General features: G+C 61.1%; 23 protein-coding genes and 1 tRNA gene. 9 read left to right on the top strand and 15 right to left on the bottom strand.

All coding sequences use genetic code 11. The annotated features are described in order from the left end of the window. Positions 1-63: 63 nt before the first annotated feature. A complete protein-coding gene (gene serA, locus AC1ECN_RS00190) occupies positions 64-1,659 on the top strand; it encodes a phosphoglycerate dehydrogenase (RefSeq protein WP_018068985.1) in 1,596 nt (531 codons plus the stop codon). A 159-nt stretch (positions 1,660-1,818) separates the two neighbouring features. Here the strand turns inward: serA and AC1ECN_RS00185 are convergent, their stop codons facing one another. Beyond that, positions 1,819-2,082, bottom strand: a complete 264-nt coding sequence (locus tag AC1ECN_RS00185; RefSeq protein ID WP_018068984.1) for a hypothetical protein — start codon at positions 2,080-2,082, stop codon at positions 1,819-1,821. Between the two features lie 232 nt (positions 2,083-2,314). On the opposite strand from AC1ECN_RS00185, the gene AC1ECN_RS00180 reads away from it, so the two are divergent. From AC1ECN_RS00180 to AC1ECN_RS00170, 3 genes are all read left to right on the top strand, one after another. Then, entirely contained in the window at positions 2,315-4,399 is a 2,085-nt protein-coding gene (locus tag AC1ECN_RS00180; RefSeq protein ID WP_026170659.1) for a putative bifunctional diguanylate cyclase/phosphodiesterase, read from the top strand. A gap of 449 nt (positions 4,400-4,848) precedes the next feature. After that, positions 4,849-6,048, top strand: a complete 1,200-nt coding sequence (gene mnmA, locus AC1ECN_RS00175; RefSeq protein ID WP_130656166.1) for a tRNA 2-thiouridine(34) synthase MnmA — start codon at positions 4,849-4,851, stop codon at positions 6,046-6,048. A gap of 135 nt (positions 6,049-6,183) precedes the next feature. After that, positions 6,184-6,260, top strand: a tRNA-Met gene (locus AC1ECN_RS00170). Positions 6,261-6,669: 409 nt separating this feature from the next. On the opposite strand, the gene AC1ECN_RS00165 is transcribed toward AC1ECN_RS00170, so the two are convergent. From AC1ECN_RS00165 to pobA, 7 genes are all read right to left on the bottom strand, one after another. Then, complete coding sequence (locus tag AC1ECN_RS00165) at positions 6,670-7,503, bottom strand: VCBS domain-containing protein (protein ID WP_477951812.1); 834 nt, start codon at positions 7,501-7,503, stop codon at positions 6,670-6,672. Positions 7,504-7,912: 409 nt separating this feature from the next. Beyond that, positions 7,913-8,629 (bottom strand): ABC transporter ATP-binding protein, encoded by a 717-nt coding sequence (locus AC1ECN_RS00160; protein WP_018068980.1) that lies wholly within the window; start codon positions 8,627-8,629, stop codon positions 7,913-7,915. Then, positions 8,610-9,374 carry an ABC transporter ATP-binding protein gene (locus AC1ECN_RS00155; protein ID WP_018068979.1) on the bottom strand — a complete coding sequence of 255 codons (765 nt, stop codon included), beginning with the start codon at positions 9,372-9,374 and terminating at the stop codon, positions 8,610-8,612. Before AC1ECN_RS00155 ends, AC1ECN_RS00160 begins: the two co-directional genes overlap by 20 nt. Then, positions 9,371-10,375, bottom strand: coding sequence for a branched-chain amino acid ABC transporter permease (locus AC1ECN_RS00150; protein WP_130656164.1), 1,005 nt, complete (start codon positions 10,373-10,375; stop codon positions 9,371-9,373). Before AC1ECN_RS00150 ends, AC1ECN_RS00155 begins: the two co-directional genes overlap by 4 nt. Position 10,376: 1 nt before the next feature. Further along, complete coding sequence (locus AC1ECN_RS00145) at positions 10,377-11,240, bottom strand: branched-chain amino acid ABC transporter permease (protein ID WP_026236651.1); 864 nt, start codon at positions 11,238-11,240, stop codon at positions 10,377-10,379. Positions 11,241-11,315: 75 nt separating this feature from the next. Next, entirely contained in the window at positions 11,316-12,488 is a 1,173-nt protein-coding gene (locus AC1ECN_RS00140) for an ABC transporter substrate-binding protein (RefSeq protein WP_018068976.1), read from the bottom strand. A gap of 212 nt (positions 12,489-12,700) precedes the next feature. Beyond that, positions 12,701-13,873 (bottom strand): 4-hydroxybenzoate 3-monooxygenase, encoded by a 1,173-nt coding sequence (pobA, locus tag AC1ECN_RS00135; RefSeq protein WP_477951809.1) that lies wholly within the window; start codon positions 13,871-13,873, stop codon positions 12,701-12,703. A 128-nt stretch (positions 13,874-14,001) separates the two neighbouring features. Between pobA and AC1ECN_RS00130 the strand changes: the two genes are divergently transcribed. Beyond that, positions 14,002-14,892, top strand: a complete 891-nt coding sequence (locus AC1ECN_RS00130) for a helix-turn-helix domain-containing protein (RefSeq protein ID WP_075225410.1) — start codon at positions 14,002-14,004, stop codon at positions 14,890-14,892. 24 nt (positions 14,893-14,916) lie between these two features. Here the strand turns inward: AC1ECN_RS00130 and AC1ECN_RS00125 are convergent, their stop codons facing one another. The 3 genes from AC1ECN_RS00125 to AC1ECN_RS00115 all read right to left on the bottom strand — a co-directional run bounded on the left by AC1ECN_RS00125 (position 14,917) and on the right by AC1ECN_RS00115 (position 18,908). Continuing rightward, positions 14,917-15,195: a hypothetical protein gene (locus AC1ECN_RS00125; RefSeq protein WP_018068973.1), complete on the bottom strand. Its 279-nt coding sequence runs from the start codon at positions 15,193-15,195 to the stop codon at positions 14,917-14,919. Between the two features lie 79 nt (positions 15,196-15,274). Then, positions 15,275-17,659: a phosphoketolase family protein gene (locus AC1ECN_RS00120; protein ID WP_130673066.1), complete on the bottom strand. Its 2,385-nt coding sequence runs from the start codon at positions 17,657-17,659 to the stop codon at positions 15,275-15,277. A 70-nt stretch (positions 17,660-17,729) separates the two neighbouring features. Beyond that, positions 17,730-18,908, bottom strand: a complete 1,179-nt coding sequence (locus AC1ECN_RS00115) for an acetate/propionate family kinase (protein WP_018068971.1) — start codon at positions 18,906-18,908, stop codon at positions 17,730-17,732. A 291-nt stretch (positions 18,909-19,199) separates the two neighbouring features. Here AC1ECN_RS00115 and AC1ECN_RS00110 point away from each other — a divergent pair, with 291 nt between their 5' ends. Next, on the top strand, positions 19,200-20,801 hold the full coding sequence (locus AC1ECN_RS00110) for an inorganic phosphate transporter (RefSeq protein ID WP_477951806.1): 1,602 nt from the start codon (positions 19,200-19,202) through the stop codon (positions 20,799-20,801). 70 nt (positions 20,802-20,871) lie between these two features. Here the strand turns inward: AC1ECN_RS00110 and AC1ECN_RS00105 are convergent, their stop codons facing one another. Continuing rightward, complete coding sequence (locus tag AC1ECN_RS00105; protein WP_477951805.1) at positions 20,872-22,443, bottom strand: putative bifunctional diguanylate cyclase/phosphodiesterase; 1,572 nt, start codon at positions 22,441-22,443, stop codon at positions 20,872-20,874. Between the two features lie 456 nt (positions 22,444-22,899). Next, entirely contained in the window at positions 22,900-23,454 is a 555-nt protein-coding gene (locus AC1ECN_RS00100; RefSeq protein ID WP_130673063.1) for a histidine phosphatase family protein, read from the bottom strand. A 233-nt stretch (positions 23,455-23,687) separates the two neighbouring features. Between AC1ECN_RS00100 and AC1ECN_RS00095 the strand changes: the two genes are divergently transcribed. After that, a complete protein-coding gene (locus AC1ECN_RS00095; protein WP_003542661.1) occupies positions 23,688-23,897 on the top strand; it encodes a CbtB domain-containing protein in 210 nt (69 codons plus the stop codon). 13 nt (positions 23,898-23,910) lie between these two features. Then, positions 23,911-24,657: a CbtA family protein gene (locus AC1ECN_RS00090; protein ID WP_130673062.1), complete on the top strand. Its 747-nt coding sequence runs from the start codon at positions 23,911-23,913 to the stop codon at positions 24,655-24,657. A 32-nt stretch (positions 24,658-24,689) separates the two neighbouring features. On the opposite strand, the gene AC1ECN_RS00085 is transcribed toward AC1ECN_RS00090, so the two are convergent. Then, on the bottom strand, positions 24,690-24,821 hold the full coding sequence (locus tag AC1ECN_RS00085; protein ID WP_281024342.1) for a hypothetical protein: 132 nt from the start codon (positions 24,819-24,821) through the stop codon (positions 24,690-24,692). Between AC1ECN_RS00085 and AC1ECN_RS00080 the strand changes: the two genes are divergently transcribed. Continuing rightward, complete coding sequence (locus AC1ECN_RS00080; RefSeq protein WP_245488699.1) at positions 24,771-25,340, top strand: hypothetical protein; 570 nt, start codon at positions 24,771-24,773, stop codon at positions 25,338-25,340. The two genes, AC1ECN_RS00085 and AC1ECN_RS00080, sit on opposite strands and share 51 nt — an antisense overlap. On the opposite strand, the gene AC1ECN_RS00075 is transcribed toward AC1ECN_RS00080, so the two are convergent. Then, a complete protein-coding gene (locus tag AC1ECN_RS00075; protein ID WP_130673060.1) occupies positions 25,325-25,987 on the bottom strand; it encodes a sulfite oxidase-like oxidoreductase in 663 nt (220 codons plus the stop codon). The genes AC1ECN_RS00080 and AC1ECN_RS00075 overlap by 16 nt on opposite strands. Positions 25,988-26,154 lie beyond the last annotated feature (167 nt).

Genomic DNA, 26,154 nt, shown 5'->3' with positions numbered 1-26,154 from the left:
CGCCAAAGGGCGGAGTAGCATTCCTGATTCATTCATCGCTGAACACATTTGAAGGAGGCCCTCATGGCACCTCGCGTTCTCGTATCCGACGAATTGTCGGAAACCGCCGTCCAGATTTTTCGCGACCGCGGCGTCGAAGTCGATTTCGAACCGCAGCTCGGCAAGGACAAAGACCGTCTGCTCGAGGTCATCGGCAAGTATGATGGCCTGGCCATCCGCTCCGCCACCAAGGTGACGGAAAAGATCATCGAGGGGGCGACGAACCTCAAGGTGGTCGGCCGTGCCGGCATCGGCGTCGACAATGTCGATATCCCGGCCGCCTCGCGCCGGGGCATCATCGTGATGAACACGCCCTTCGGCAACTCGATCACGACGGCCGAACACGCGATCGCGCTGATGTTCGCCGTCGCCCGCCAGCTTCCGGCAGCCGATACCTCGACGCAGGCCGGCAAGTGGGAGAAGTCGAAGTTCATGGGCGTCGAGATCACCGGCAAGACGCTCGGCGTCATCGGCGCCGGCAATATCGGCTCGATCGTCTGCGCCCGGGCCATCGGCCTCAAAATGCACGTCGTCGCCTACGATCCGTTCCTCTCCAAGGAGCGCGCCGAGGAGATGGGCGTCACCAAGGTCGAACTCGAAGAGCTTTTCGCCCGGGCCGATTTCATCACGCTGCATGTGCCGATGACCGACAAGACGCGCGGCATCCTCAACAAGGAAGCGCTGGCAAAGACCAAGCCCGGCGTGCGCATCATCAACTGCGCCCGCGGCGGCCTGGTCGATGAGGCAGCGCTTGCCGAAGCGATCAAGTCGGGCCATATTGCGGGTGCCGCCTTCGACGTGTTCGAGGTCGAGCCCGCCAAGGAAAGCCCGCTCTTCGGCCTGCCGAACGTCGTCTGCACGCCGCATCTCGGCGCCTCGACGACTGAGGCGCAGGAGAACGTCGCTTTGCAGGTGGCCGAACAGATGGCGGATTACCTCGTCAATGGTGCGGTCTCCAACGCCATCAACATGCCGTCGATCACGGCGGAGGAAGCGCCGATCCTGAAGCCCTTCATCCGTCTTGCCGACGTTCTCGGCGCCTTCGTCGGCCAGGTCACCGAAGAGCCGATCAAGGAAATCGAAATCCTCTATGACGGCATCACCGCCAACATGAACACGCGGGCACTGACGAGCGCCGTGCTCGCCGGCCTCATCCGCCCGCAGGTCGCCGACGTCAACATGGTTTCGGCACCGATCATGATCAAGGAAAAGGGCATCGTGCTTTCCGAGGTCAAGCGCGACAAGACAGGCGTCTTCGACGGCTATATCAAGCTGACGGTGACCACCGAAAGCATGACACGCTCGGTCGCCGGCACGGTGTTTTCGGACGGCAAGCCGCGCTTCATCCAGATCAAGGGTATCAACCTCGATGCCGATGTCGGCTCGCACATGATCTACATCACCAATACCGACGTTCCCGGCATGATCGGCTTCATCGGCACGACGCTTGGTGCCGCCGGCGTCAACATCGCCAACTTCCAGCTCGGCCGTGACAAGCAGGGTGGTGACGCCATCGCGCTGCTCTATGTCGACGGCAAGGTTGATGACGCGGTGCTTGCTGAGTTGACCGCCCACCAGGCGGTACGCCAGGCAAAGCCGCTGACCTTCAATATCGACTGAGTTTTTCCTCCCGAGGACATGAAAAACCCGGCGCTGGAAACGGCGCCGKGTTTTTTCGTGTCAGGAACCGATGAATCTTAAATCGCGTCGCGCTTTAAATCTTTATTTGATGCATGTCGTGGTCCCAAAACCGCTGCACACTTTTGGGCGACACATGCCTCAGTGGTGCCGGCGTTTCCGGCGGAGGATTTTGCCGAAACGGGCGACATCGTCTTCAGCCTTGGTGCGGTGAAGGAAGGCGAGCCTACTGCCGTCGAGGCCCTGAAAGAATTCATCCCAGGAAATCTCTTCCGGTTCCGAGGAAAAATCGACGCGGACGGTTTCGCTGTCCGGTGCGTTCTTGATGCGGGCGGGATGGCCGCCGCGCGCCTCGATCCAATGTCTGATTCTGCTGTAATCCGTCGTCGTGCCGAACCTGCCCATGAAACCCTCCTCAGCAATTCGAATGCGACATCGATCACCCCGCAACACACGATCGACGGAATTGTTCCATGGCGCCCAAATTATTTTATCGAGGGCCGAGATCGTGATGGCAGACCACCGCTTTGCACATTCTGAAGGCGGAAGCCTAAAGTTTAACCCTGAGTATGATTCTGATTTTATTTAACTTTTCTCGGTATACCCTGGCATCGGCATCAACGGCACGCGAATTTTCATGGCCCCCTTGCAGAAGACCGAGCAGATCGAAGCATTAAACGACGACTTCCGGTCGTTGTTTGCAACGCATCCCTCGCCGATGTGGGTCTATGATCCGACATCGCTGCGCTTTCTCATCGTCAACGAGGCGGCGGCGGCACTTTACGGCTACGGTGCGGACGAATACCGGCGCATGACGGTTCTGGATATCCGCCCTGAGCATGAGCGGGAGCGGATGATCGACGCCGTCAGCGGCCGCACCGACATGGAAAAGGCGGAGCGCTGGATTCACCTCAAGGCGAGCGGCGAGACCTTCGAAGTGCTGACTTATGGCCGAGAAGTGCGTTTCGAGGGCCGGGCCGCAATCCTGGCGATCGTGCAGGACCGCAGCGAGGTCAACGCCGCCAAACGCCAGATCAGCGATACGCGCTCGCTTCTCGACAGCATCGTCGACAACCTGCCGGTCGGCGTCTTCGTCAAGGACATGGAAGCGGACGGGCTTTACGTTCTCTTCAACGAGGCCTGCGGCGACATCGTCGGCATGAGGGCGGAGCACGTGGTCGGCCGAACCGACCGGGCGCTGTTTCCCACCGGCCAGACAGACGCCTTCCGCGAGCAGGATCGCCGGGCCTTCGAAGCGAATACGGCGATCAGCTTCGAGGAGACCATGCTGCGCGCCGACGGTGCGCCGCGCCTCCTGCGCACCGTCAAGCGCGCCCTGCCGACGCCTGAGGGCCATGCGCCGCGTTATCTGCTCGGTATCTCGCAGGACGTGACGGAGGAGCGCACCGTCGAGGCAAAGCTTGCCCATCTCGCCATGCACGATTCGCTCACCGGCCTGCCGAACCGGGCGGCATTTTCCATGCATATCAACCAGCGGGCGGTCGAAGCTGCCGCCGACGGTCCGATCGCGCTGCTTTATATCGACGTCGATCACTTCAAGCATATCAACGACAGCAAGGGACACGCCGCCGGCGACGCGCTGCTTTGCCAGGTGTCGGAGCGGCTGCTTCAACTGGCGGAGGAGGGCGATCTTGTCGCCCGTCTTGGCGGCGACGAATTCGCCGTCGTGCTGGAGCTCGACGAGCCGGGGCGGGCCGTGCGTTTTGCGCAGCGGCTGCTCAAGGCGCTGAGCCGTGCCTTCGATCTCGACGGCGTCCGGGAGCATGTTACCTGCAGCGTCGGCATCGCCTTGGCGCCCGACCATGCCGGCGACGCGGATGTGCTGATGCGGCACGCGGATCTGGCGCTCTATGCCGCCAAGGAGAGCGGGCGCTCGACCTATCGTTTCTACGAGACGGAGATGCGGCTTGCCGCCGAGCGCCGGCACGTGATGACCGCCGAACTGTGGGAAGCGCTGGAGAAGCGCCAGTTCGAGCTGCATTACCAGCCGATCGTGCAGCTCGACAATGACGGCATCGGCGGCTTCGAGGCGCTGATCCGCTGGCGCCATCCCAAGCGTGGGCTGGTGGCGCCGATGGAATTCATTCCGCTCGCCGAGGAAACCGGCCTCATCGTTCCGATCGGCGACTGGGTGATCGGGGAAGCCTGTCGTGCGGCCGCCAGGTGGCCCGCCCATCTGAGGATCGCCGTCAATCTCTCCGTCACCCAGTTTCGGCATGCAAGCCTGCTTTCGACCGTGGTCGCGGCGCTCAACGAGACGGGCCTCAATGCCGACCGGCTTGAAATCGAGGTCACCGAATCCGTATTCCTGACCGATGCCGACCAAAGTCTGCCGCGGCTGCGCGCGCTGAAGGCGCTTGGCGTCCGCATCGCCATTGACGATTTCGGCACCGGTTATTCGTCGCTGAGCTATCTCAGGTCCTTCCCCTTCGACAAGATCAAGCTCGACCGCAGCTTTGTCTCGGGCATCGAAACGGATGCGGGCAATCTCGCCATCGTGCGCGCCGTCGTCGGCATCGGCTCCGGCTTCAATGCGACGACGCTGGCCGAAGGGATCGAGACGGAAGAGCAGTTGCAGAAGCTGCGCGCCGAAGGTTTCAGTGAGGTGCAGGGCTATCTGCTCGGCCGGCCCATGCCGCAGCACGAGGCGGAGGCGCTGATCCACGGCCGCGCTCTCAAGGCCGCTTTGTCACGCAGATAGAAGCGCTTAAGCGACAGCTGGGAGTGGCGTCCGGGGAAATGCATGTCGCCGGATGCCATCAAGCATTCGTCATTTTGAGAACGGCGGCAGAAGCCGCATAATTCCCGTGGGCTGGAAAGGAGGATGTTTATGAAACGCTTTTCATTCTCGATAATCGGGCTGGCGCTCGTGACCGCCATTATCGCCAATCCGGGCATCGCATTCGCCTGCAACAAGCTGATCGGCACCTGAGCCGCACCCCCCGCTTCCAAGGCGCGGCTTTGGCTGCGCCTTCTCTTCATGCGGGAATGCGAAATATCGGTGCCCGAAGGCTGCCCCTTGCGCCCAAGGACAATCCTTTCTATATCGGTGCCTCATCGAGAGACGGCGGCCGATCCCGCCGGAGATCAGCAATCCGCCGCAATTGCAGCGCAAGGGCGGATCGTGACCCAAGCAGAATGGCACCATCGTTGAACACACTGGATTTTGACAAGAAGCCGGAAGAGACCCGTGTCGTCGTTGCCATGTCGGGCGGCGTCGATTCATCCGTCGTCGCCGGCCTTCTCAAACAGCAGGGTTACGATGTGCTCGGCATTACGCTGCAGCTTTACGATCATGGCGCCGCCGTTCACCGCGCCGGTTCCTGCTGCGCCGGCCAGGATATCGACGATGCGCGCCGCGTCTGCGAAACGCTCGGCATCCCGCATTACGTGCTCGACTACGAAAAGCGCTTCCGCGAGACGGTGATCAATCCCTTCGCCGAGAGCTATGTGGCGGGCGAAACGCCGATCCCCTGCGTGTCCTGCAACCAGACCGTCAAGTTTGCCGATCTGCTGGCGACCGCCAAGGAGCTTGGCGCCGATGCGCTGGCGACCGGTCACTATATCCGCTCGGGACTGAACCCTTCGCCGGAGAATCCGGGCCGCCGCGCGCTTTTTCGTCCGGCTGATGCCGATCGCGACCAAAGCTATTTTCTCTTCGCCACGACGCAGGAACAGATCGATTATCTTCGCTTTCCCCTGGGCGGCCTGCCGAAGGCCGAGACCCGCAGGCTTGCTGAAGAGATGGGCCTCGTCGTTGCCAAGAAGGCCGACAGCCAGGACATCTGCTTCGTGCCGCAGGGCAAATATTCCGACGTCATCACCAAGCTGAAGCCGAATGCGGCGCTTGCCGGCGAGATCGTCCATCTCGATGGCCGCGTGCTTGGAACCCATGAGGGTATCCTGCACTTCACCATCGGCCAGCGCCGCGGCATCGGCATCGCTACCGGCGAGCCGCTCTACGTCGTCTTTCTCGACGCCCGTTCGCGCCGCGTCATCGTCGGACCGAAGGAGGCGCTGGAAACGCACCGCGTCTACCTGCGCGACATCAACTGGCTGGGTGACGAGACGCTTGCGGAAGCCGCATCCGGCAAGGGCTTTGCCTGCTACGCCAAGGTCCGCTCGACGAGGGCGCCGGCGCCCGCCGTGCTGCATGTCGATGCAACAGGCACCTATGTCGACCTGACGGTGGGCGAGGCGGGCATTGCGCCTGGCCAGGCCTGCGCGCTTTATTCGGCGCCCGGCGACAACGCCCGCGTCTTCGGCGGCGGTTTCATCGAGCGCTCAGAGCGCGAGCCTTCGGCGGAAGCCTGCCTGAAGGCCCTTTTGGCCGGCCCCGTCGCCGCCTGAAACCCATCGGAAACGGGAGGCGGCAAAGCCCACCGTTTTTCTCGATCATGCGCTTGACACAAAGCCGAAGCGCACCTTATAAGCCGCTCATCCCACGAACCGGCATCGCTTCGCGAGCGGGTATCGTTGACCAGTGGCGGAGTAGCTCAGTAGGTCAGAGCAGAGGAATCATAATCCTTGTGTCGGGGGTTCAAATCCCTCCTCCGCTACCATCTCCTCATTGCAGAATTAGCGATTTTTGCAGCTCGATTTTGAGGCGGTTCCGTCGGCCGTGGTCGCAGCGCCAAAGGTGGCGCGGCGAGGGGATTTCCGCGAACGCCGAAGACAGGCCTATCTGTAGAGCGTCAAAAGCAATAGAGGCATCTTCGTCGCCCAAAAATGGGATGCGACTGCGATAATAATAGCCCATACGGCAAGCGAGAACATGACCGCCGCTAACCTGATCCCGACTGGCTGCATCATTTCCTCCATCCCAGCATAACCGTGCCTCCTCGCACGATCCTATGCTAGCAAGACGCAACCCGGTCAGCTATCGCAAGATATTGGTATCAGATAGCTGCAGCAGAGCGCGCTCGGCGAAGGTGCAAAGATTTCGGCGATACGACGCCCTTTCCCCCTTCGTCAAACGATGAAATGAAAGTTGTCGTATTGCGCGCCGTAATAATCCGGGCCGCTCGTTTCGGTGATGACGGGCTCAGTGTCGAGCACGAGATAGTCGATTTCGCCGTAGGCGCTGAGATCGATCACTTGCGGGTCATGAATGCTGTCGGCGGTGACGTTGACCGTGACCAAGAATACGGTGTCGCCGTTTAGACGACCTTCGATCGTCAGAACGTTGTCATAGTCCGATGTGCCGTTTGCGACACTGAATTGCTCGATCTGAAAGTGGCCGCCATCGGCGGCTTGGATGGGTGTCCAGAACACGCCTCCTCCCAGATAGTGGTTGCCATCCGCTTCCTCCCGCACAGTCGCGTCGTCGCCATCGTGCCAGGCACCCCAATCGAAGCCTTTGTAGCCCGTCGGGAAGTCGTGGTTGCCGACGTCCTCGAAATTCACGAAGACGTCGCCGTGCTCCGGCAAGTCGACCGCGATATTGAGCAAGCCGAAATCGGTGGCGCCTTTGCCATCCGAGATCTTGAAATTGAACTGGTCGACGAGTTGGTCTCCCGGGCCGAGCGCTGATACCACCGGGTTGGCGTGATCGAGCTCATAGGTGTAATTGCCGTTGGAATAGACGGTCAGCGTGCCGTATTTTCCTTCGACTGTGGTGGTCGTGGCAGGCCCGTTCGGATCGGCCGGTTGCGGAATTCGCTGTCCATTGACGAAGTTGAGACGCACCTGATCTCCGTCGGCATCCGTGGAACTGRTATTGTCCAGGATGTTGCCGTCGATCGGGTTGTCGATGTTGAAAATAGGCTGGTATACGTCACCTGCGACCGGCTTGTGGTTTGCCATTTCTATCCCCCCGTTTGATATTCTATTCGACTATGCAACCCTATCGGGTATCTGGCAACCGAAATTGATGGAGCGTCAGAGCAATTCCGCCCGTCAACGCCACAAATTCCGGTCGATTACAGCTCAACTATTCAAGTAAAGAGAGCGGCATAAACGTCGATCCCTGTTTTATGAACCAGGATTTACGTCTTGTCTTACGTTGCTGCAGCTTCATCGATCATGGTGTTTCTCGCCTTTTCAGGCGATCCATCAATTCGGCCAGCGGAAAACTTTCAAGCAGGATAATAATGACGGGTCAATCATGACGTCGTCATGACGATATACTGCATGAATTGCTCGGCGCACCAAGAGCAATCTTGAAGGCGAAAGGGGGCAATCAGCAGAGCCTGAGCTTCTGCCGACCATCCCATCAATGCAGGCCGCCGACCCCAAGCAGGCTCTCGACAGCCTCGTGATCCCCGGTGAGATTTTCCGGCGTTCCGGTCCAGGCCAGTCTGCCGCGTTCGAGAATGACGACCTGATCGGCGAAATCGAGCGCGCTCTGGATGCGCTGCTCGACCAGCAGGATGGTCATGTCTCCCGTCTTGGCGAGGTCGGCGAAGGCCGCCATCAGTTCCTCGCAGATAACGGGCGCAAGGCCCTCCAGTGGTTCGTCAAGCAGCAGGACGGAGGGGCGACCGAGAATGGTGCGAGCCGTGGAGAGCATCTGCTGCTCGCCGCCGGAAAGCTGGCTGCCGAGGTTGCGGCGGCGCTCCTTCAGGCGCGGGAACATCGTATAGGCTTCCTCCAGCGCCGTTTTCGGTCGCGCCTTCAAGCCGACGAAAAGGTTTTCTTCAACCGTCAGCGTTGGGAAGACGCAGCGTGCCTGCGGCACATATCCGAGACCTTTATGCGCGCGTGCAGCACTCGGTACCGTCGTGACATCCGAATCGCCGAGACGGATGCTGCCCTCGTATCGCCTGGTCTGCCCGGCAAGCGTTGCCAAAAGCGTGGTCTTGCCCATGCCGTTGCGGCCGAGCACGGCAAGCCGGGCACCTGCCGGCACGGAGAAGGAAATGCCTTCGAGCACTCTCGTCGGCCCATATCCGGCCGACAGATTCTCGACCTCAAGCGATATGGCTGGCATTGGCATAGCTCCCAAGATAGGCCTCGCGCACGCGCGCATCCTTGGTGACGTCTTCAGGCAGGCCGTCGAAGATGATCGCGCCTGCGGCAAGCACGATGACACGTCTGGCAAAACGGAAGACGAGATCCATGTCGTGTTCAATCATCAGCACGGCGAGATCGGCGGGCAGATCGGCCAGCGCCTGCTCGATACGGCCGGTATCGCTTTGCGGCACACCGGCTGCGGGTTCGTCGAGCAACAGCACTTTCGGCTTCAGCGCTAGCGCCACGGCGATCTCCAGAAGCCGCTGCTGGCCATAGGCGATTTCGCTGACCTTGCGATGCATCAGCAAAGCCAGCCCGAGTTTTCCAAGGAGATCGTCGACCTCGGCCATGACGTCAGGCATGCGCAGGAAATTGCCGAACATGTGCCCGGTCTTTCCATCGCGCTGAAGGACGGCAAGTCCCACATGTTCGGCCGGCGTCATGTCCTGGAAGAGCCGTGTCACCTGAAAGGAGCGGACAAGACCGCGTCTGACCCTGCCGATCGCATCGACCTTCGTCACCAGCTCGCCGCCGAGGCGAACCTCGCCGGAATCGGGCGGCAGATTGCCGGTCACGAGGTTGACGAAGGTGGTTTTGCCGGCGCCGTTCGGGCCGATCAGCGCGATGCGATCGCCAGGTGACATGATGAGCGAGACATTATTGGTGACGGCAAGGCCGCCGAAGGCTTTCTTGAGATTGGCGACTTCGAAGACCGGGCTCATGAGCGTTGCTCCCTGCGGCGACCGATGAAGGTCGCTGCTGTGCCATAGAGACCTTTCGGCGCAAAGAGCACGACGGCGATCAGCAGCGCGCCGACCATGGTCAGCCAATGGAAGGGATTGGCGGCGGAGACATAGTCCTCGAAGAGCATGAAGATGACAGTGCCGGAAAGCGCCCCGAAGAGAGAACCAGTGCCGCCGAGCACCAGCATAACCAGCGCTTCGGCCGACTGCGTAAAAGACAGGCTGTCGAGGCCGACGACCTGTGTCGAGATAGCATTCAAGGCGCCGCCGACACCGGCAACGGCGCCGGAGATCGCGTACATCCTGATCAGAGCTGCCTTCGGCGAAGCGCCCATGGCGCGGATGCGCAGCGGATCCTGCTTGATGGCGCGACAGAGCATGCCGAAGGGCGAGCGGACCAGAAACCGTAACAGCACGAAGACGATCAGCAGCAGCGCCATTCCGAAGAAGAAGGCGGTGTGACCGTAGAGATCGAATTCGAAGAGGCCGAAGACCGGGTCCGGCGCGATGCTGGAAAGTCCATCGCTGCCGCCTGTCCAAGACGAGGCCTTGTTGGCGAATTCATGGAAGAGGTTGATCAGCGCAATCGACAGAACCAGCTGCGGCAGCCCATGCGCACGCAGGATGATGGCGCCGCAGAGCAGCCCGGCAACCGTGCCGCCGGCAATGCCGGCAAGCATCATCAGCAGTGGATCATTGATGCCGTAATGCGCCGAGAGGATCCCGGCGGCATAGGCGCCGGAGCCGAAAAGTGCTGCATGGCCAAGCGTTGCGACGCCGCAATAACCGGTCACGAGATCGAGCGACAGGACGAGCAGCGCGATCGTGATCATCCGGGTCAGAAGGGCGAGATTATCGGGGAAGGCGAAATAGCCGATGGCGGCAATGGCTATGATGACGGCTATTCCGATAAGATCGCGGCTGATGAACCCGCGACGATGCTGGAGAGGTCCGTTTTCGTCGTTCATGACAAGCGCCATCTTATTTCACCCTTCCGGCAAGGCCGCGGGGGAAGACGCAGATGATTGCGATCACGGCGAGATAGAAGAAGAATTCGCCGAATTCCGGCATCAGATACCGTCCTGTCGTATCGATCGCGCCCAGCAGCAGGCAGGCGATCAGCGCGCCCGGAATGGAACCCGCGCCGCCGACGGAGACGACGACCAGGAAGGTGACCATGTAGCGCAGCGCATAATAGGGCTCGACAGGCAGGAGTTCGGCGCCGACCACGCCGCCGAAGGCCGCAAGCCCGACGGCGACGGCAAAGCTCACCGCGTAGATGATGTCGGTGCGCACGCCAAGTGCAGCAGCCATCGCCGCATCATCCACAGAGGCGCGCAGCTTGACGCCGAAGCTGGTCCTGTCGACCGCGAACCAGAGGGCGAGCGCCACGGCCAGGCCGCAGAGGATGACGAAAAGCCGGTGAACGGGAATGGTGCGAAAGCCGAGATCGGCCGATCCTTGCAGCGCAGCGGGCAGCGGTATGGTCTTCAGCGTCGGCCCCATCAGGTAATTGGCGATGCCGATGATGCAGAAGGTGAGGCCGATCGTCATCAGCACCTGGGTCAGTTCCGGAGCGCCATAGATCCGGCGGTAGAGAAAACGCTCGATCGGAATGGCGACGACGATCGTGATGACAACGGCAGCAATGACCGCTGCAGCATAACCGAGGCCGAGGTCGCGGGCGACATAGGAGGCGATGTAGCCGCCAATCATCGCGAAGGCGCCATGGGCCAGGTTGACGACACGCATCAGCCCCATGGTCACCGAAAGGCCGATCGATATCACGAACAGCACCATGCCATAGGCAAAGGCGTCGACGGCTATGCTGAAGACTGTCTGCATGGAAATACCTTGCTTCGATGCGGCGGGCTCGGCCTGATCGCAGGCCAAGCCCGTCACCTGTCTTGACGCTCGATGTTACTTGACAGCCGCCAGGCCCGGATCGCCCTGCTTCTCGAAGGTCTGGACTTCCTTGTTGATGTAGGTCCCGTCATCGGCCTTGACGACTTCGCGCAGATAGATGTTCTGCGTGATGTGACGGCTTTCCGGATCGATCGAAACCGGGCCGCGCGGGCTCGTCCAGGCAAGGCCCTTGACCGCATCGACGGCCTTCTCAGCATCCTGCTTGCCGCCCGTCGCCTCGATCATCTTGTAGATGACATACATGCCGTCATAGGCGCTGACTGAGGGGAAGGAGAGTTCGGCCTTGTTGCCGATTGCTTTGGTCGCCGCCTCGACGAAAGCCTTATTCTCGGGAGAATCGTGCGACACGGCGTAGTGGAAGGTCGTCTGGATGCCGAGTGCCGCATCGCCGAGCGCCGGCAGATCGGATTCCTGGGTCAGATCGCCCGGCGCGAAGAACTTGATGCCGGCAGCCTTCAGGCCATTGTCGTTATAAGCCTTGACGAAGCCGAGCGTCGTCGGACCTGACGGCAGGAAGGCGAACACGCCCTCAGCGCCGGAATCCTTGATGCGCTGCATGATCGGGCTGAAGTCGTTGGTCGCAAGCGGCATGCGGATCGCCTCGACCACCTGGCCGCCGGCCTTTTCGAAGCCGGCCTTGAAGGCGTTCTCGGCGTCGATGCCGGGGCCGTAATCGCTGACGACCGAAATCACCTTCTTGACGCCGGCGTCGAAGGCGACCTTGGCGATCGGGGTCGATGTCTGCCAGGTGGTAAACGAGGTGCGGACGACGAGCGGGCTCTTGGTCACGATCGCCGAAGTGGCGGCGTTCATGATGACCATCGGCACGTTGCCCTGTTTCAGGATCGGCGTCACGGCCATGGCATCGGGCGTGAAATAGAAGCCGGCCAGATACTGGACCTTTTCCTTGACGATCAGTTCCTGCGCCAGCGCCTTGGATTGGGCGGGATCTGCCTGCGGCACGTCGCGATAGACGATTTCCACCGTATCGCTGCCGACCGTGTTGCCGTTGACCGCCATATAGGCGTCGATGCCGGCCTTGAAGTTTTTGCCTTGGAGCGCGAACGGACCGGAGAATGGACCGATGACCCCGACTTTGATGGTGTCGGCATAGGCGCTCGTGCCCACGACGACTGCCGCAATGGCGGCCAGAAATAGCTTCTTCATTCTCTCTCTCCCTTTTTTGGCGCACTCCAGCGCCGTATTCGTTAGCTGCTGGAAATTTAGCGCTAACCTGTCATGCGAAATGGTGATGTAAAATGAAATAAATACCGTAATCCATAACTGTGCAATTATGATTGTGGCTCGAAGAGCAGAACTATCGGCGGCCCGTTCTACGGTCGAATTTTGGTCCGTGGCCCCCACCTCAGACACTTCTATTAGAATGGCAGTCCCACATAATTCTCCGCAAGCACCGTCGAGGCGGYGCGGGAATGGGTGAGATAGTCGAGCTCCGCCTCCTGGATCTTCTGGTCAAAATCCCCGGTATCCGGAAAACGATGCATCATCGTCGTCATCCACCAGGAAAACCGCACGGCTTTCCACACGCGGGCGAGCGCCTTCTGCGAATAGGCGTCGATGCCACTATTCGAGCCTTCGCGGTAATGCTCTATCAGCCCGGAGAAAAGATAATGAACGTCGCTGGCCGCAAGGTTCAATCCCTTGGCGCCGGTCGGGGGGACGATATGGGCGGCGTCGCCGACCAGGAAAAGCTGGCCGAAACGCATCGGTTCGGCGACGAAGGAGCGTAGCGGCGCGATCGATTTCTCGAAGGACGGCGCGGTCGCCAAAGCCTCGGCGTGGTGCACCGGCAGACGCCGTCTCAGTTCGTCCCAGAAGCGATCGTCGCTCCAGTCCTCGATCTTCTCGTCGAGCGCGCATTGGATGTAGTAGCGGCTGCGGGTCGCCGAGCGCATCGAACAGAGCGCAAAGCCCCTTGGATGGTTGGCGTAGATCAGCTCATGGCTGACAGGCGCCACGTCGGCAAGGACCCCCAGCCAGCCAAAGGGATAGACCTTCTCGAAACTCCTGATCGCCCGTTCCGGGACGGCCTTGCGGCTGACGCCGTGAAACCCGTCGCAGCCGGCGATGAAGTCGCAATCGATGCGCTTGGCAACACCGTCTTTCAGATAGGTGACGAAGGGAGAGTGGCCGTCGAAATCATGCGGCGCGACATCGACGGCATCGTAGATCGATAGGGAGCCGCTCGCTTCACGCCGCTCCATGAGATCGCGCGTCACTTCGGTCTGCCCATAAACCGTGACGCGCCTGCCGCCGGTCAATTCGTGAAGGTCGATGCGATGGTCGCGTCCATCAAAGGCCAGCGAGAAGCCGTCATGCGGTAAGCCTTCGGTATGCAGCCTCGCGCCTGATTTGGCCTGATCCAGCAGCCCGACGGTGCCTTCCTCCAGAACGCCGGCACGAACCCGGCCGAGGATATAATCCTTGTTCACACGATCGAGAATGACGTTGTCGATGCCGGCTTCGGTCAGAAGCTGGCCGAGCAGCAGGCCGGATGGTCCAGAACCGATGATGGCGACCTGAGTGCGCAAATACTTCCTCCCTGCATTTTTGCGTTTTGTCAGATTCTGCCGTGTCGCGCTTGCCGCAGCAATGGACATCCCGACCTAAAAATTGCACTAATCGAACATTGATGCGGGAGGAGCCTCCGAAGAACCCCATGAGCAGACATATCCCCACCTATGAACTCTACGGCGAAAAGACCGGGCGAGAACCGGATTTTTGGGTGCATTGCGAAACTATTCGCTCCCGCAGCAGCTTGCATCACTGGGAGATTCGCCCGCATCGTCACGAGAGTTTCTTTCAGATATTGTACATCGAAGGCGGTTCGGGCGATGCGATCTTCGGCGAAAAGAGCTATGCCATCCGTCCGCCGGGCATCATCACCGTGCCGCCCGGGATCAATCATGGCTTTCGTTTTTCACGCGATATCGACGGCCTGGTGATCACTCTGTTGAGGTCCCATCTCAGCCATCCGCCCGGCGACCGAAGCCAGCTCGGCGAATGGCTGGCGACGCCGCATCTTACGCCGCTCGATCCTGATAATGCCGAGGCAGTCTATGTCATGCAGACGTTGAGGCGGCTGGGCGACGAATTCGAAAACCGCCGCAGCGGCCGCAACGAGGCGTTGGCCGCCTATGTCGCCTTGGCGTTGCGGCTGACGGCGAGGATTTCCCATGAGGGGAATACGCACGAGCTTCCGCCAAACGAGAACGAGCGGCGGATGGAAATGCTGAGCGAGCTCATTCAGCAACATTTTCGATCACACAAGCCCGCCTCTTTCTACGCCAGAGAGCTTGGGCTTTCCCCGACGCATCTCACCCGTATCGTCCGGGCGATGACCGGCAACACTCCCCATGAATTGATCGCCGGCAAACTCGTTGAAGAGGCGAAACGTCAGCTTGTTTTTACGCTGGGCAGCGTTCAGGAGATCGGATTTCGGCTTGGCTTTGCCGACCCCGCCTATTTCTCGCGCTTCTTCTTTAAATATACCGGAGAAACGCCCCGGGTCTGGCGCGTGAAGGAGAAGGTTCGGCTTGAAGATGTATAGCCACCCGCAAGGTTGCCCGGTGCCTTACCAGGCTTCGACGCCCTCTTCCGTGTTGCGGGCGCGTCCGCCGGCGCGGGTCTCGTATGCGTCTCGTTCCTCAGCTGATTTGACGGCATCGTCCGAGCCATCGCGCTGGGCTTCGGGCGTCATGTAGAAGGCGAGCGCCTTTTCCAGCCGGGCGGCGGTAAGCGTGGCAGCGAAACTTTTCATGTCGTTTCCTCGGTCGACGGCCTTGAAGCTTGCCGTAGATGCATAGCCTACGATGCGGCCTTCAAGGAACAGTGCGCCGATGGTTTTCACCAACTTTAGACGTTGCTTGACGACTGCTCCCGCCGGATGCACTCCGCCGACCAGTTCCGTGCGATTCTGTTTGGTTTTCGCTTCACGCCATCGGCCACGTCCAGTCCCGCACCTCCGGCATGTCCTCACCATATTCGCGGACATAGTCGTGATGCTCCGCAAGCTTGCCGCGGAACGCGGCGAGCGCTTCGCCTGCTTTTTCCTTCAGGCTGGGTACACGCTCGATCGCTTCGATGGCGAGGTGGAAGCGGTCAAGTTCGTTGAGGACGGTCATGTCGAAGGGGGTCGTCGTCGTGCCTTCCTCGATGAAGCCGCGGACGTGGATGTTGCGGTGGTTGGTGCGTTTATAGGTCAGGCGGTGGATGAGATAGGGATAGCCGTGATAGGCGAAGATCACAGGCTTGTCGGCGGTGAAGATCGCGTCGAAGGCCTCGTCGGTCAGGCCATGCGGATGCTGATCCCTGGATTGCAGTGCCAGGAGATCGACGACGTTGACCGTGCGGATCCTCAGTTCCGGAATGGCCTTGCGCAGCAGATCGACGGCGGCAAGCGTCTCCATGGTCGGCACATCGCCGACGCAGGCCATGACGAGATCAGGCAGGATGGTATCGTCCTCGTTGCTTGCCCAGTGCCAGATGCCGATGCCGGCCTCGCAATGTTTCACCGCCTCGTTCATCGATAGCCATTGCGGCTCCGGCTGCTTGCCGGCGACGATGACATTGATGCGGTCATAGGTGCGCAGGCAATGATCGCCGACCCAGAGCAGGGTGTTGGCATCCGGCGGCAGGTAGATGCGGACGATATCGGCCTTCTTGTTGGCGACGAGATCAACGAAGCCGGGATCCTGATGGCTGAAGCCGTTGTGGTCCTGTCGCCAGACATGCGAGGTCAGCAGATAATTCAGCGACGAGATCGGCTTTCGCCATGCAAGCTCGCGCGTCACCTTCAGCCACTTGGCGTGCTGGTTGAACATGGAATCGATGATGTGGATGAAGGCCTCGTAGCAGGAGAAAAGACCGTGCCGGCCAGTCAAGAGGTAGCCTTCCAGCCAGCCCTGGCAAAGATGTTCGCTCAGCACCTCCATGACACGTCCATCCCGGGACAAGTGGACGTCGTAGGGTTCGATACTCTCCATCCAGACACGGTCGGTGACTTCGAAGACGCTACCGAGGCGGTTCGATTCGGTCTCGTCGGGGCCGAAGATACGGAAGTTGGCCGCCTCCGCGTTGCGCTTCATCGTGTCGCGGAGGTAATGGCCGAGGATTTCCGTCGACTGCACCATGGCGCTGCCGCGCTTGCCGATATCGACCGCATAATCGCGGATATCGGGAACATCGAGCTCCCTGCGCAGCAAGCCGCCATTGGCGTGCGGATTGGCGCCCATGCGGCGTTCGCCAACAGGGGCGAGTGCCCGCAACTCGGGTTTCAGCCGGCCGTCGGTACTGAACAGGTCTTCGGGATCATAGCCGCGCATCCAGTCCTCGAGGATCTTGCGATGGCTTTCATCCTCGCGGCAATTGGAGACCGGCACCTGGTGGGCGCGCCAGAAGCCTTCGACCTTCTTGCCATCGACTTCCTTCGGGCCGGTCCAGCCTTTCGGGCTGCGCAGCACAATCATCGGCCAGCGCGGGCAGAAATCGGGCGCCTTGCCGAGGCGAGCCTCGTTCTGGATCTCACGGATGCGGTCGAAGACCTGGTCGAAGGTCGCGGCCATCTGCTGGTGCATGTCGTGCGGTTCATGACCGTCGACGAAGAAGGGTTCATAGCCGTAGCCTTCGAAGAGGTGATACAGGTCCTCGTCACTGGTGCGGCCGAGAATGGTCGGGTTGGCGATCTTGTAGCCGTTCAGATGCAGGATCGGCAGCACGGCGCCGTCGCGTGCGGGGTTCAGGAACTTGTTGGAATGCCAGCTTGCGGCGAGCGGCCCGGTTTCGGCCTCGCCATCGCCGATGACGCAGGCGACGATCAGATCGGGATTGTCGAAGGCGGCGCCATAGGCATGGACGAGGGCATAGCCGAGTTCGCCGCCCTCGTGGATCGAGCCCGGCGTTTCCGGCGCCGCGTGGCTCGGAATGCCGCCTGGAAAGGAGAACTGCCGGAAGAGCTTGCGCATGCCCTCTGCGTCTTCAGAAATATCGGGATAGATTTCGCTGTAGACGCCTTCGAGATAGGTGTTGGCGACCATGCCCGGCCCGCCGTGGCCGGGGCCGCACATGTAGATAATGTCGAGGTCGCGGGCGCGGATCAGCCGGTTCAGATGCGCATAGATGAAGTTGAGGCCGGGCGTTGTGCCCCAGTGGCCGAGCAAACGGGGCTTGATGTGCTCCGGTTGCAGCGGTTCGCGCAGCCGCGGATTGGCAAGAAGGTAGATCTGGCCGACCGAGAGATAATTGGCGGCGCGCCAGTAGCGGTCGATCAGGGTGAGTTCGGCGTCAGTCAAGGCGGCGGGCGAGACATGCTTTTCCATGGGTTTCTCTCGTTCGAGACTTGTTCAACGTCAATTCTACCGGCTGGCGCCGGCGTGTTGTTGATCTGGATCAGCCACCGCGAAGAATAGACAGCGCCTCGTCGGCGATGACCTGCTCCTCGTCGGTGGCGATGACGTGAGCGGCGATGCGACTTTTCCTCGTGCTGATCGTGAAATCATTGGCGGCATTGGCTTTTTCGTCGATGGCAAGGCCAAGCCAGGACGATCGCTTGGCTACGCCGGCACGGATCTCCGACTGATGCTCGCCGATGCCGGCGGTGAAGACGAGCGTGTCGAGACCGTTCAGCGTCGCTGCCATGCGACCGATCTCGCCGGCAATGCGCAGCGTGAAGAGGTCGATCGCCTGGCGGGCCTGCGGCCGATCGTCCTTCAAGAGGTCGCGCGTATCGGCGCTGATGCCTGAGACGCCGAGCAGGCCGGAGCGATGATAAAGCAGGTCCTCGATCTCCTCGAAGGATTGTCTCCTCTCACCGGCCAGATGCAGGATGACGCCGGGATCGAGCCAGCCGGTGCGCGTCGCCATCGGGATGCCGTCGAGCGTCGAAAAACCCATGCTGCAATCGCGGCTGACGCCTTCATCCAGCGCGCAGAGGCTGGCGCCGCTGCCGAGATGGGCGACGACCACCTTTGCCGCGTGCGGCGCCTTGCGGCGAAGCTCGCCGGCGATGAACTTGTAGGAAAGTCCGTGGAAACCATAGCGCTTGATGCCTTCGTCATGCAGCGCGCGGGGAATGGCGAAGCGGCGAACGAGATCGTCCTGCGTGGCGTGGAAGGCGGTGTCGAAGGAGGCCGTCTGGACAAGATGCGGCTTCAGATGCCGGAGCGCGCGGATGAAGCGCAGCGCCTGCGGCTGGTGCAGGGGCGCAAGCGAGGTCAGCGCATCGACCGCATCGATCGCGGCGTCATTAAGGGCGACGGCACTGGTGAAGCGGTCGCCGCCATGGACGACGCGGTGGCCGGCGGCGCGCACGGCGGCGACATCGAAATGCCCGGCGAGAAGGGAAAAGGTCTCGTCGATGACGCCATGCAGGTCTTCCGTCGTCTCCGCCTTCAGCGGCGTCTCGAATGTCTGTGGCCCCGCTGTCAGGCTGAGAGACAGCGGCTCGGCGCGGAAATCGATTACACCCTTGCCGATGCGCCGCGCCGCATCGCCGTCCATCGCGAAGATGCCGATCTTCACCGTCGAGGAACCGGCGTTGAAAGTCAGGAGAAGGTCGGTCGATGGCATGTCTCAAAGACTCCGCACGGTTGTGGTCACGACCGAACTTAGCGTCGAGGCTTCCGGCGGAAAGAAATTATTCGCCCGCTGCTCGTTTTTTGTCGAAGCGCGCACGACCGTCTTGGGCCGGCCGCGATCGACATACGGCATGTTTCACGAATGCGCCGGGACGAGCACATGACGGGTAAGATCGTGCGGCGTCAGTGTCTTACGGGCGGGTCAGCCATGGCGTCATGAGAGCTTCACGCGGCGGAATTATTAACAAAAGGCAAATTTGCAAACGGAACAAGGAACTATGCCATGGCCGATATTGCCCCCAGCCAGGTTCATAGCGACGCTTCCCACCCGCTCCACAGTTCGAATTCGGCCGGCAAGTGGTTCTTGCCGCTGTTCGGGCTCGTTCTGGTTTGCGGCCTTGGATATGTCGCCTATGCACTCGCCCGCGACCTGACGACCGCAGTTGCCGTTCCCTGGATTCTGCTGGGCCTTGCGCTGCTCATCGCGCTCGGCTTCGAGTTCGTCAACGGTTTCCATGATACGGCCAATGCCGTCGCCACCGTGATCTACACCCGTTCCATGCCGGCGGAATTTGCCGTCATCTGGTCCGGCTTCTTCAACTTCCTCGGCGTGCTGACTTCGAGCGGCGCCGTCGCCTTCGGCATCCTGGCGCTGCTGCCGGTGGAATTGATCCTCCAGGTCGGCTCCGGCTCCGGCCTTGCCATGGTCTTTGCGCTGCTGATCGCGGCGATCTTCTGGAACCTCGGAACCTGGTATCTCGGTCTGCCGTCGTCGAGTTCGCATACGCTGGTCGGCTCGATCATCGGCGTCGGCCTTGCCAACCAGTTCCTGGCGCCGGCAGGCACAGCGACCAGCGGCGTCGACTGGTCGCAGGCGACCAATATCGGACTATCACTTTTGATCTCGCCGCTGATCGGCTTCGGCCTTTCGGCCGTTCTTCTGCTCGTCATGAAGGTTCTGGTGCGCAACAAGGCGCTCTATGACGAACCGAAGGGCAACCAGCCGCCGCCGCTCTGGATCCGTGCGATTCTGATCTTTACCTGCACCGGCGTCAGCTTCGCCCACGGTTCCAACGATGGCCAGAAGGGCATGGGCCTCATCATGCTCATCCTGATCGGCCTGGTGCCGACGGCCTTCGCGCTGAACCRCACGCCCGATGTCAATTATCTCGAAGCCTACAAGTCGGCATCGGTCCAGGTGGAAGCCGCACTCGGCAAATACGTGAAGCCTGGCGTGACCGTTGCGGACTACAAGGCCGAGGTCAGCAACGCCGTCAAGAACAAGACCTGGACGGATGCGACGACGCCGGCCCTGCAGCAATATATCCACCAGACCAGCGCCGAAGTCGCCGCCTTCCCGACGCTCGAAGCGGTGCCGACCAATCTCGTCGGCAACGTCCGCAACGACATCTACCTGATCGGCGAGGCGCTGAAGCTGATCGACAAGCAGAAGTTGCTGCCGATGGATGCCGGCGACCTCAGCGCAGTGACGAACTATCACAAGGCGGTCGACAACGCGACGAAGTTCATCCCGCTCTGGGTGAAAGTGGCGGTCGCGATCGCGCTCGGCCTCGGCACGATGGTGGGCTGGAAGCGCATCGTCGTCACCGTCGGCGAAAAGATCGGCAAGACGCATCTGACCTATGGTCAGGGTGCGGCAGCCGAAGTCGTGGCGATGGTCACCATCGCTTCGGCCGATCATCTCGGCCTGCCGGTCTCGACCACGCATGTTCTGTCGTCAGGCGTTGCCGGCACCATGGCGGCGAACGGGTCCGGCCTGCAATGGTCGACCGTGCGCAATATGCTGATGGCCTGGGTGCTGACGTTGCCGGCCTCGATCGCGATCGCCTTCGTGCTCTTCGTGATCCTGCGCCAGGCTTTTTAGAGCAAATTCCCGGCAAAGCGCGAAGCGGTTTGCCGGGAATTACGTCAAAACAAAAGGTTAGAGCGCTCCGTCAGGCCGTGAAGGCCAGACGGGTCTTGCGATCGCTGATGAAGATGCCCGCCTCGGCGGCCGGCATCGCCTTGCCGAAAAGATAGCCCTGGCCGATGTCGCAGCCGAGTTGCAGCAGGAAGGCGAGCTGGCCGTGCTCTTCAACGCCTTCGGCTGTCGTCTTGATGTTGAGGCTCCTGCCAAGGCCGAGCATGGCGCGGACGATCTTTTCCTGCCGCTCGTCGTCGCGATAGGTGGCGATGAAGCTTTTGTCGATCTTGATCTTGTCGAAACGATAGCGGGCGAGCTGGGCGAGGCTCGAATAGCCCGTGCCGAAATCGTCGAGTGCGATCTGGATGCCGGCAGCATGCAGTTCGTCGAGAATGGCTGCGGCGACGGCGGGATCCTGGATCAGCGCATTTTCGGTGATCTCCACTTCCAGGCGCTGCGGCGGCAGCCGGCTTGCGGAGAGGACCTTGAGGATGCGGGAGGTCAGCAATCTGTCTTCCATCTGCACCGGCGAGACGTTGAAGGACAACATCACATGCTCCGGCCAGGTCAGCGCGTCGCAGCACGCCTGGGCAAGAAGATCCTCGAACAATGCGGTGATCATGCCGTTCTCCTCGGCGATGCCGATGAAGACCGGCGGCGGGATGTTGACGCCGTCGTCGCCGATCCAGCGTGCTAAGGCCTCGAAGCCACAGAGCTGGCYGGTCTTCAGATCGATCAGCGGCTGATAGAAGGGTTTGATCTCCTTGCTGGAGATTGCGGCGCGCAGCCTGGTTTCCAGCGAGGCGCGTTCCGTTACCTTGTTCTGCATCGAGGCTTCGAAAACGAAATAGTGGTTGGGTCCACGTGATTTCGCCTCGTACATGGCGAGATCGGCACGGTGGGCGGCATCTTCCAGCGGTTCGGTTCCCTCGGCCCAGCGGTCGTAACCAACGCTGGCGCCGACTTCGACGGCAAAGCCATCGATATGGATGGGCCGGGTGACGGCCTGGATCAGCAGCTTGGCAAAACGCTCCTCACGCTGTGCGGTCAGGGCGAAGGCGACGATGATGAATTCGTCGCCGCCGAAGCGATAGACGCAGTCGGCATTGCCGAGCGCGCAGATGCGTTTGGCAACCTCGATCAACAGGATATCGCCGCCCTTATGGCCGACAAGATCATTGACCTTCTTGAAGCCGTCGAGGTCGACGGAGAAGATGGTGACGTTGCGGTCCCACTCCTCGATCTCGGCCTCGTCGTCCTTGATCGGCCGTGAGAGGATCTTGCGCTCGAAGGCGTAGCGGTTCGGCAGCTTGGTGAGATGGTCGTGGGTTGCGGTCCAATCGGCTTTGGCCTGGGCGGCCGCGCGCAGTTCCATTTCCTTACGCAGGTCGGCGATGCGCAGCACCGAATAGATGAAGCTCATGGCGCCGGCGATGCCGAGCGCCAGAACGAGCTTGTCGGCGCCATACTCGCCGAAACCGGTCATGAAGGCGACCAGGCTGTCGTCGAGCTGTAGCAGCGTGCCGAGAAGCCAGAGGGTCACTCCGGACACCACGATCGACAGGCATTGCCGTCCGGCCCTGCTTTGGAAAAACACCGGCATTATGCCTTCTCCATCTCCACCTTCGCGGAAATATCACGAAAGTCTGAAATGTTTGTTGAAACCAGAAGGCGAATTATCAGAGGCGGCAGCCTGTTGCTGTGCCGCAGAGAGACCCGACAGGCTTGTGAGGAAGCAGGGCGTCTCTATAAGCGCGATCCCCTTCATGGTTCGGGAGACTGGCTCATGCGGGAAAAGAACGAAGGCGAGCGTGCTAATGCATCGCTCGCCCTTTCTCGTGCTTCAGGCGGTGACGATCAGCAGCGGAACGCTGACGATGAGACCGACCAGAACCGTGACTGTGGCGACACGCATGAAACGCAGGCGTCGTGTGCGCTCGCCACTCCAATCATATGTCATTCTTCCATCTCCTTGGGACAAGGAAGTAGTTCCCGCAAAGCCGGGTTCAACAGAGATGACGCGATTTGCTTGTGCAAAGCTGGATAAGATCAGCAGTCTCTAATGCTGGAAGCGCAGAGACCAGCGCTGTCCGTTGCTGGTCATGCGGATGACGGAAAGCGGCTCGACGTCGCTCAGCCAGAAGGAGGAGAGTGGCGCCTGAAGCACATGCACGATCGCTGCGCGGATGACGGCCGCATGGCTGATTGCAATGATGTGGCCGTCGAGTACGGTCTGTCCATCCATCCAGCCGGCGATGCGCGTGCGCAGATCAAGAAGGCTCTCGCCGCCATGCGGGGCCGCTTCCGGATCGCTCATCCACCCTATGAGGTTCTCCGGCTCTTCGGTCCCGATCGCCGCGATCGACCTGCCGGCCCAGCGACCATGGTCGCAGTCGCAAAGCGCCTGATCTATCCGGGCTTCGAGGCGCAGCGCATCAGCAGTCTGACGGGCGCGCAAGGCGGGGCTCGTGGCAATTCGATCGGCGCGGGGCGGGGCGATCATCCTGCCGGCCTCCTCCACTGCCTTGTCCTCCAGCGGTTCGTCGAGCGGGAACAGGCCCTTGCGGCTTGCTGCCGTCGCGCCGTGGCAGATCCAGGTGAGGCGCGTATTCACAGTCGTTCTTGTCTCCCGGAATGCGGCGACAGCGTCCTTCGCCGGCTTGTGAAGTTTCGTTGACAGTCTCTTCGGCGTGCAGATATAACCGTGCTGTTGCGGGTTTGGAAGCCGGTGTAAGTCCGGCGCGGTCGCGCCACTGTGACCAGCGTGTCGAAAGCTCTTCGCGCTGGAAGTCAGACCCTACTGCACAAGCACTCTTTCGACTGAACGCGTCATTCCCGGAGGAATACATGTCTGACACCACTTTCGCGCCCGTTGCCGTACCGGCGCCGATCCCCGTAGGCGAGATCCTGCCCTGGGCGATCTTCGGCGGCCTGCTGATGCTCATCGTCCTCTATTTCGTCGGCACCGAGGAAGGCGCGATGGCGCTGTTCAACGGCATGTATGTGCACGAATTCGTGCATGACGGCCGCCATCTCCTCGGCTTTCCCTGCCACTAAGGGAGTTCCTGACATGGTTGGAAACCTTCTGCTTCGCGGCATGCTCGCGGGCCTGATTGCTGGTATCCTCGTTTTCGCTTTCGCCCATACTTTCGGCGAGCCGCTGGTCGATGCGGCGATCGCCTTCGAGGAGGCAAGCGCCCAGACGGCCGGCGAGGCTGCCGAACCCGAAATCGTCAGCCGCGCCACACAGGCCGGTCTTGGCCTTTTCACCGGCGTCATGGCCTACAGCGTCGCCGTCGGCGGGCTCTTCGCGCTCGCCTTCGCTTTCGTGCAAGGCCGCTTCAGCAGCCTTTCGCCGCGTGGCACCTCGGCCGTCATCGCCATTGCCGCCTTCGTGGCGGTTGTTCTCGTTCCCGGTATCAAATATCCGGCCAACCCGCCGGCGGTCGGCAATCCCGACACGATCGGTGCCAGGACCGAGCTGTTCTTCCTGATGATCGTCGTCTCGCTTGCGGCGCTCATTGCCGCAATGGCGCTGTCGCGCCGCCTTTCCGAGCGTTTCGGTCTCTGGAACGGCGCGATCATCGCCGGCATCGTCTATCTCGTCTTCATCGGCGTCGTGCTCTATCTGCTGCCGCCGATCAACGAGGTGCCGGAGAACTTCTCGGCGATGGTACTTTGGCGTTTCCGCACGACCTCACTCGGCATGCATGTGATCCTCTGGGCAACGCTCGGCCTCGCCTTCGGGGCGCTGGCGGAAAAGCGACTTGCGGTCAGGGGTGGACAACGCAGCCGGCCGGCCACGGCATTTCACTGAGGGCATCGAAGGGCGCCGCTTTGCCGGCGCCCTTAAGTTTTCGAGCAAGCATGAAAATCGGCAAAACCATACCACTCCTGTCGGCGGCATTTGCCGCGGCTGCCTTTTTTTGTGTGGTTGCCGGAAGCGTTTTTGCTCATAGCCGCAGCGATGGCGGCAGCCATGCGGGCCTGGATATCCCAGAAATTTCCCATGGCGAGATGGCAGTCATGTCTGACTATCGCAGTGGGATTATCGACCTTGCATCCCGTGCAGTCGATACGAACGAGTCGTTCCGCCGCATGCTGAACTATGCTGAGATCCAGTATTCCTACTGTCTGTGGGGCCGGATGCCGGGCAGCGTGACGGATGAGGAGAGCCCGTTCAACGAATGCGCCCATGCCTATCTGGCGGCGACAAAGGCCGTCTTGCTTTCGATGCGCGAGATGCCGCGGGAGAGGGCTGCTGCAGGCGAAATCATTTCCGCTGTCGATGCCGACATGGTGCGGCGCGGTCTTGCGCTTATCACCTGCCGGTTCAGCGGCGAGGCCTTCAACACAGCCGATATCGTCAAGCCGCGCTGGAGCGGGATCCCATTCCATGTCGCCAGCATGGCGTCTCTGACGGGGCTCGCCTCTTTGTTCGGCCTCGGTGTGTTTGTACTTCGCCGCTTCTCTCAACCGAAGGCTCAATCGTCGGAATAGCGCTGCTCGCGCCACGGATCGCCGTACATGTGGTAGCCGTTCTTTTCCCAGAAGCCTGCCTGGTCGGCTGATATCAGCTCGATGCGGCGCAGCCATTTGGCGCTTTTCCAGAAATAGAGATGTGGCACGACGAGCCGCATCGGGCCGCCGTGCTCCGGCGTCAGCGGCAGGCCTTCCCAGGCGGTGGCGAGGATCGCATCCTCGGCGGCGAAATCGGAAAGCGGCAGGTTGGTGGTATAGCCGTCATAACTCGTCAGCATGACGTAAGCTGCTTCCGGCTTGGGCATGATGAGGTCGAGCAGATCGCGCGTCGAAACGCCCTTCCATTTGTTGTCGTAGCGCGACCACGTGGTGACGCAGTGGATATCGCTGACCCTGGTGCTCTGCTCGATCGCCTGGAAGGCGGCCCAGGTGAGGGTGAGCGTCGTTTCGACGAGGCCGCGCACGTCGAGCCGCCATGTATCGGTCGAAACGACGGGCTGCTGGCCGAGATCGAGCACCGGCCAGTTCTTGACGAGGTGCTGGCCGGGCGGCAGGCGCTCAGCTTCGGGACGGCTGATGCGGCCGGTGAGGAACTTACCTTCGGTCGCCCAACGGCGTTTGGAGGTAGTGAGCTTGCTGTCGGTGGGCGCCTGATCGTCGCTCATGAGCGGGGTCTCCTTGCGATGCGGCAATAGGACATCCGCCTTTGGCGGGTGTCAAGTTTCGGCGACCCCTTGGAAATCCCTGCCGGCCTCACTAAACTCGGTGCCATGGGGCATGCCTCGCTGGGGAGTGGAGGCAGAAAGGGGAGGAGCCGGTTCTGTCTTCGAGA

It is taken from the genome of Rhizobium sp. 01N447_2, from assembly GCF_056399245.1.
The sequence above is the reverse complement of the archived record's forward strand: the minus strand, read 5'-3'. Positions and strand labels throughout refer to the sequence as shown.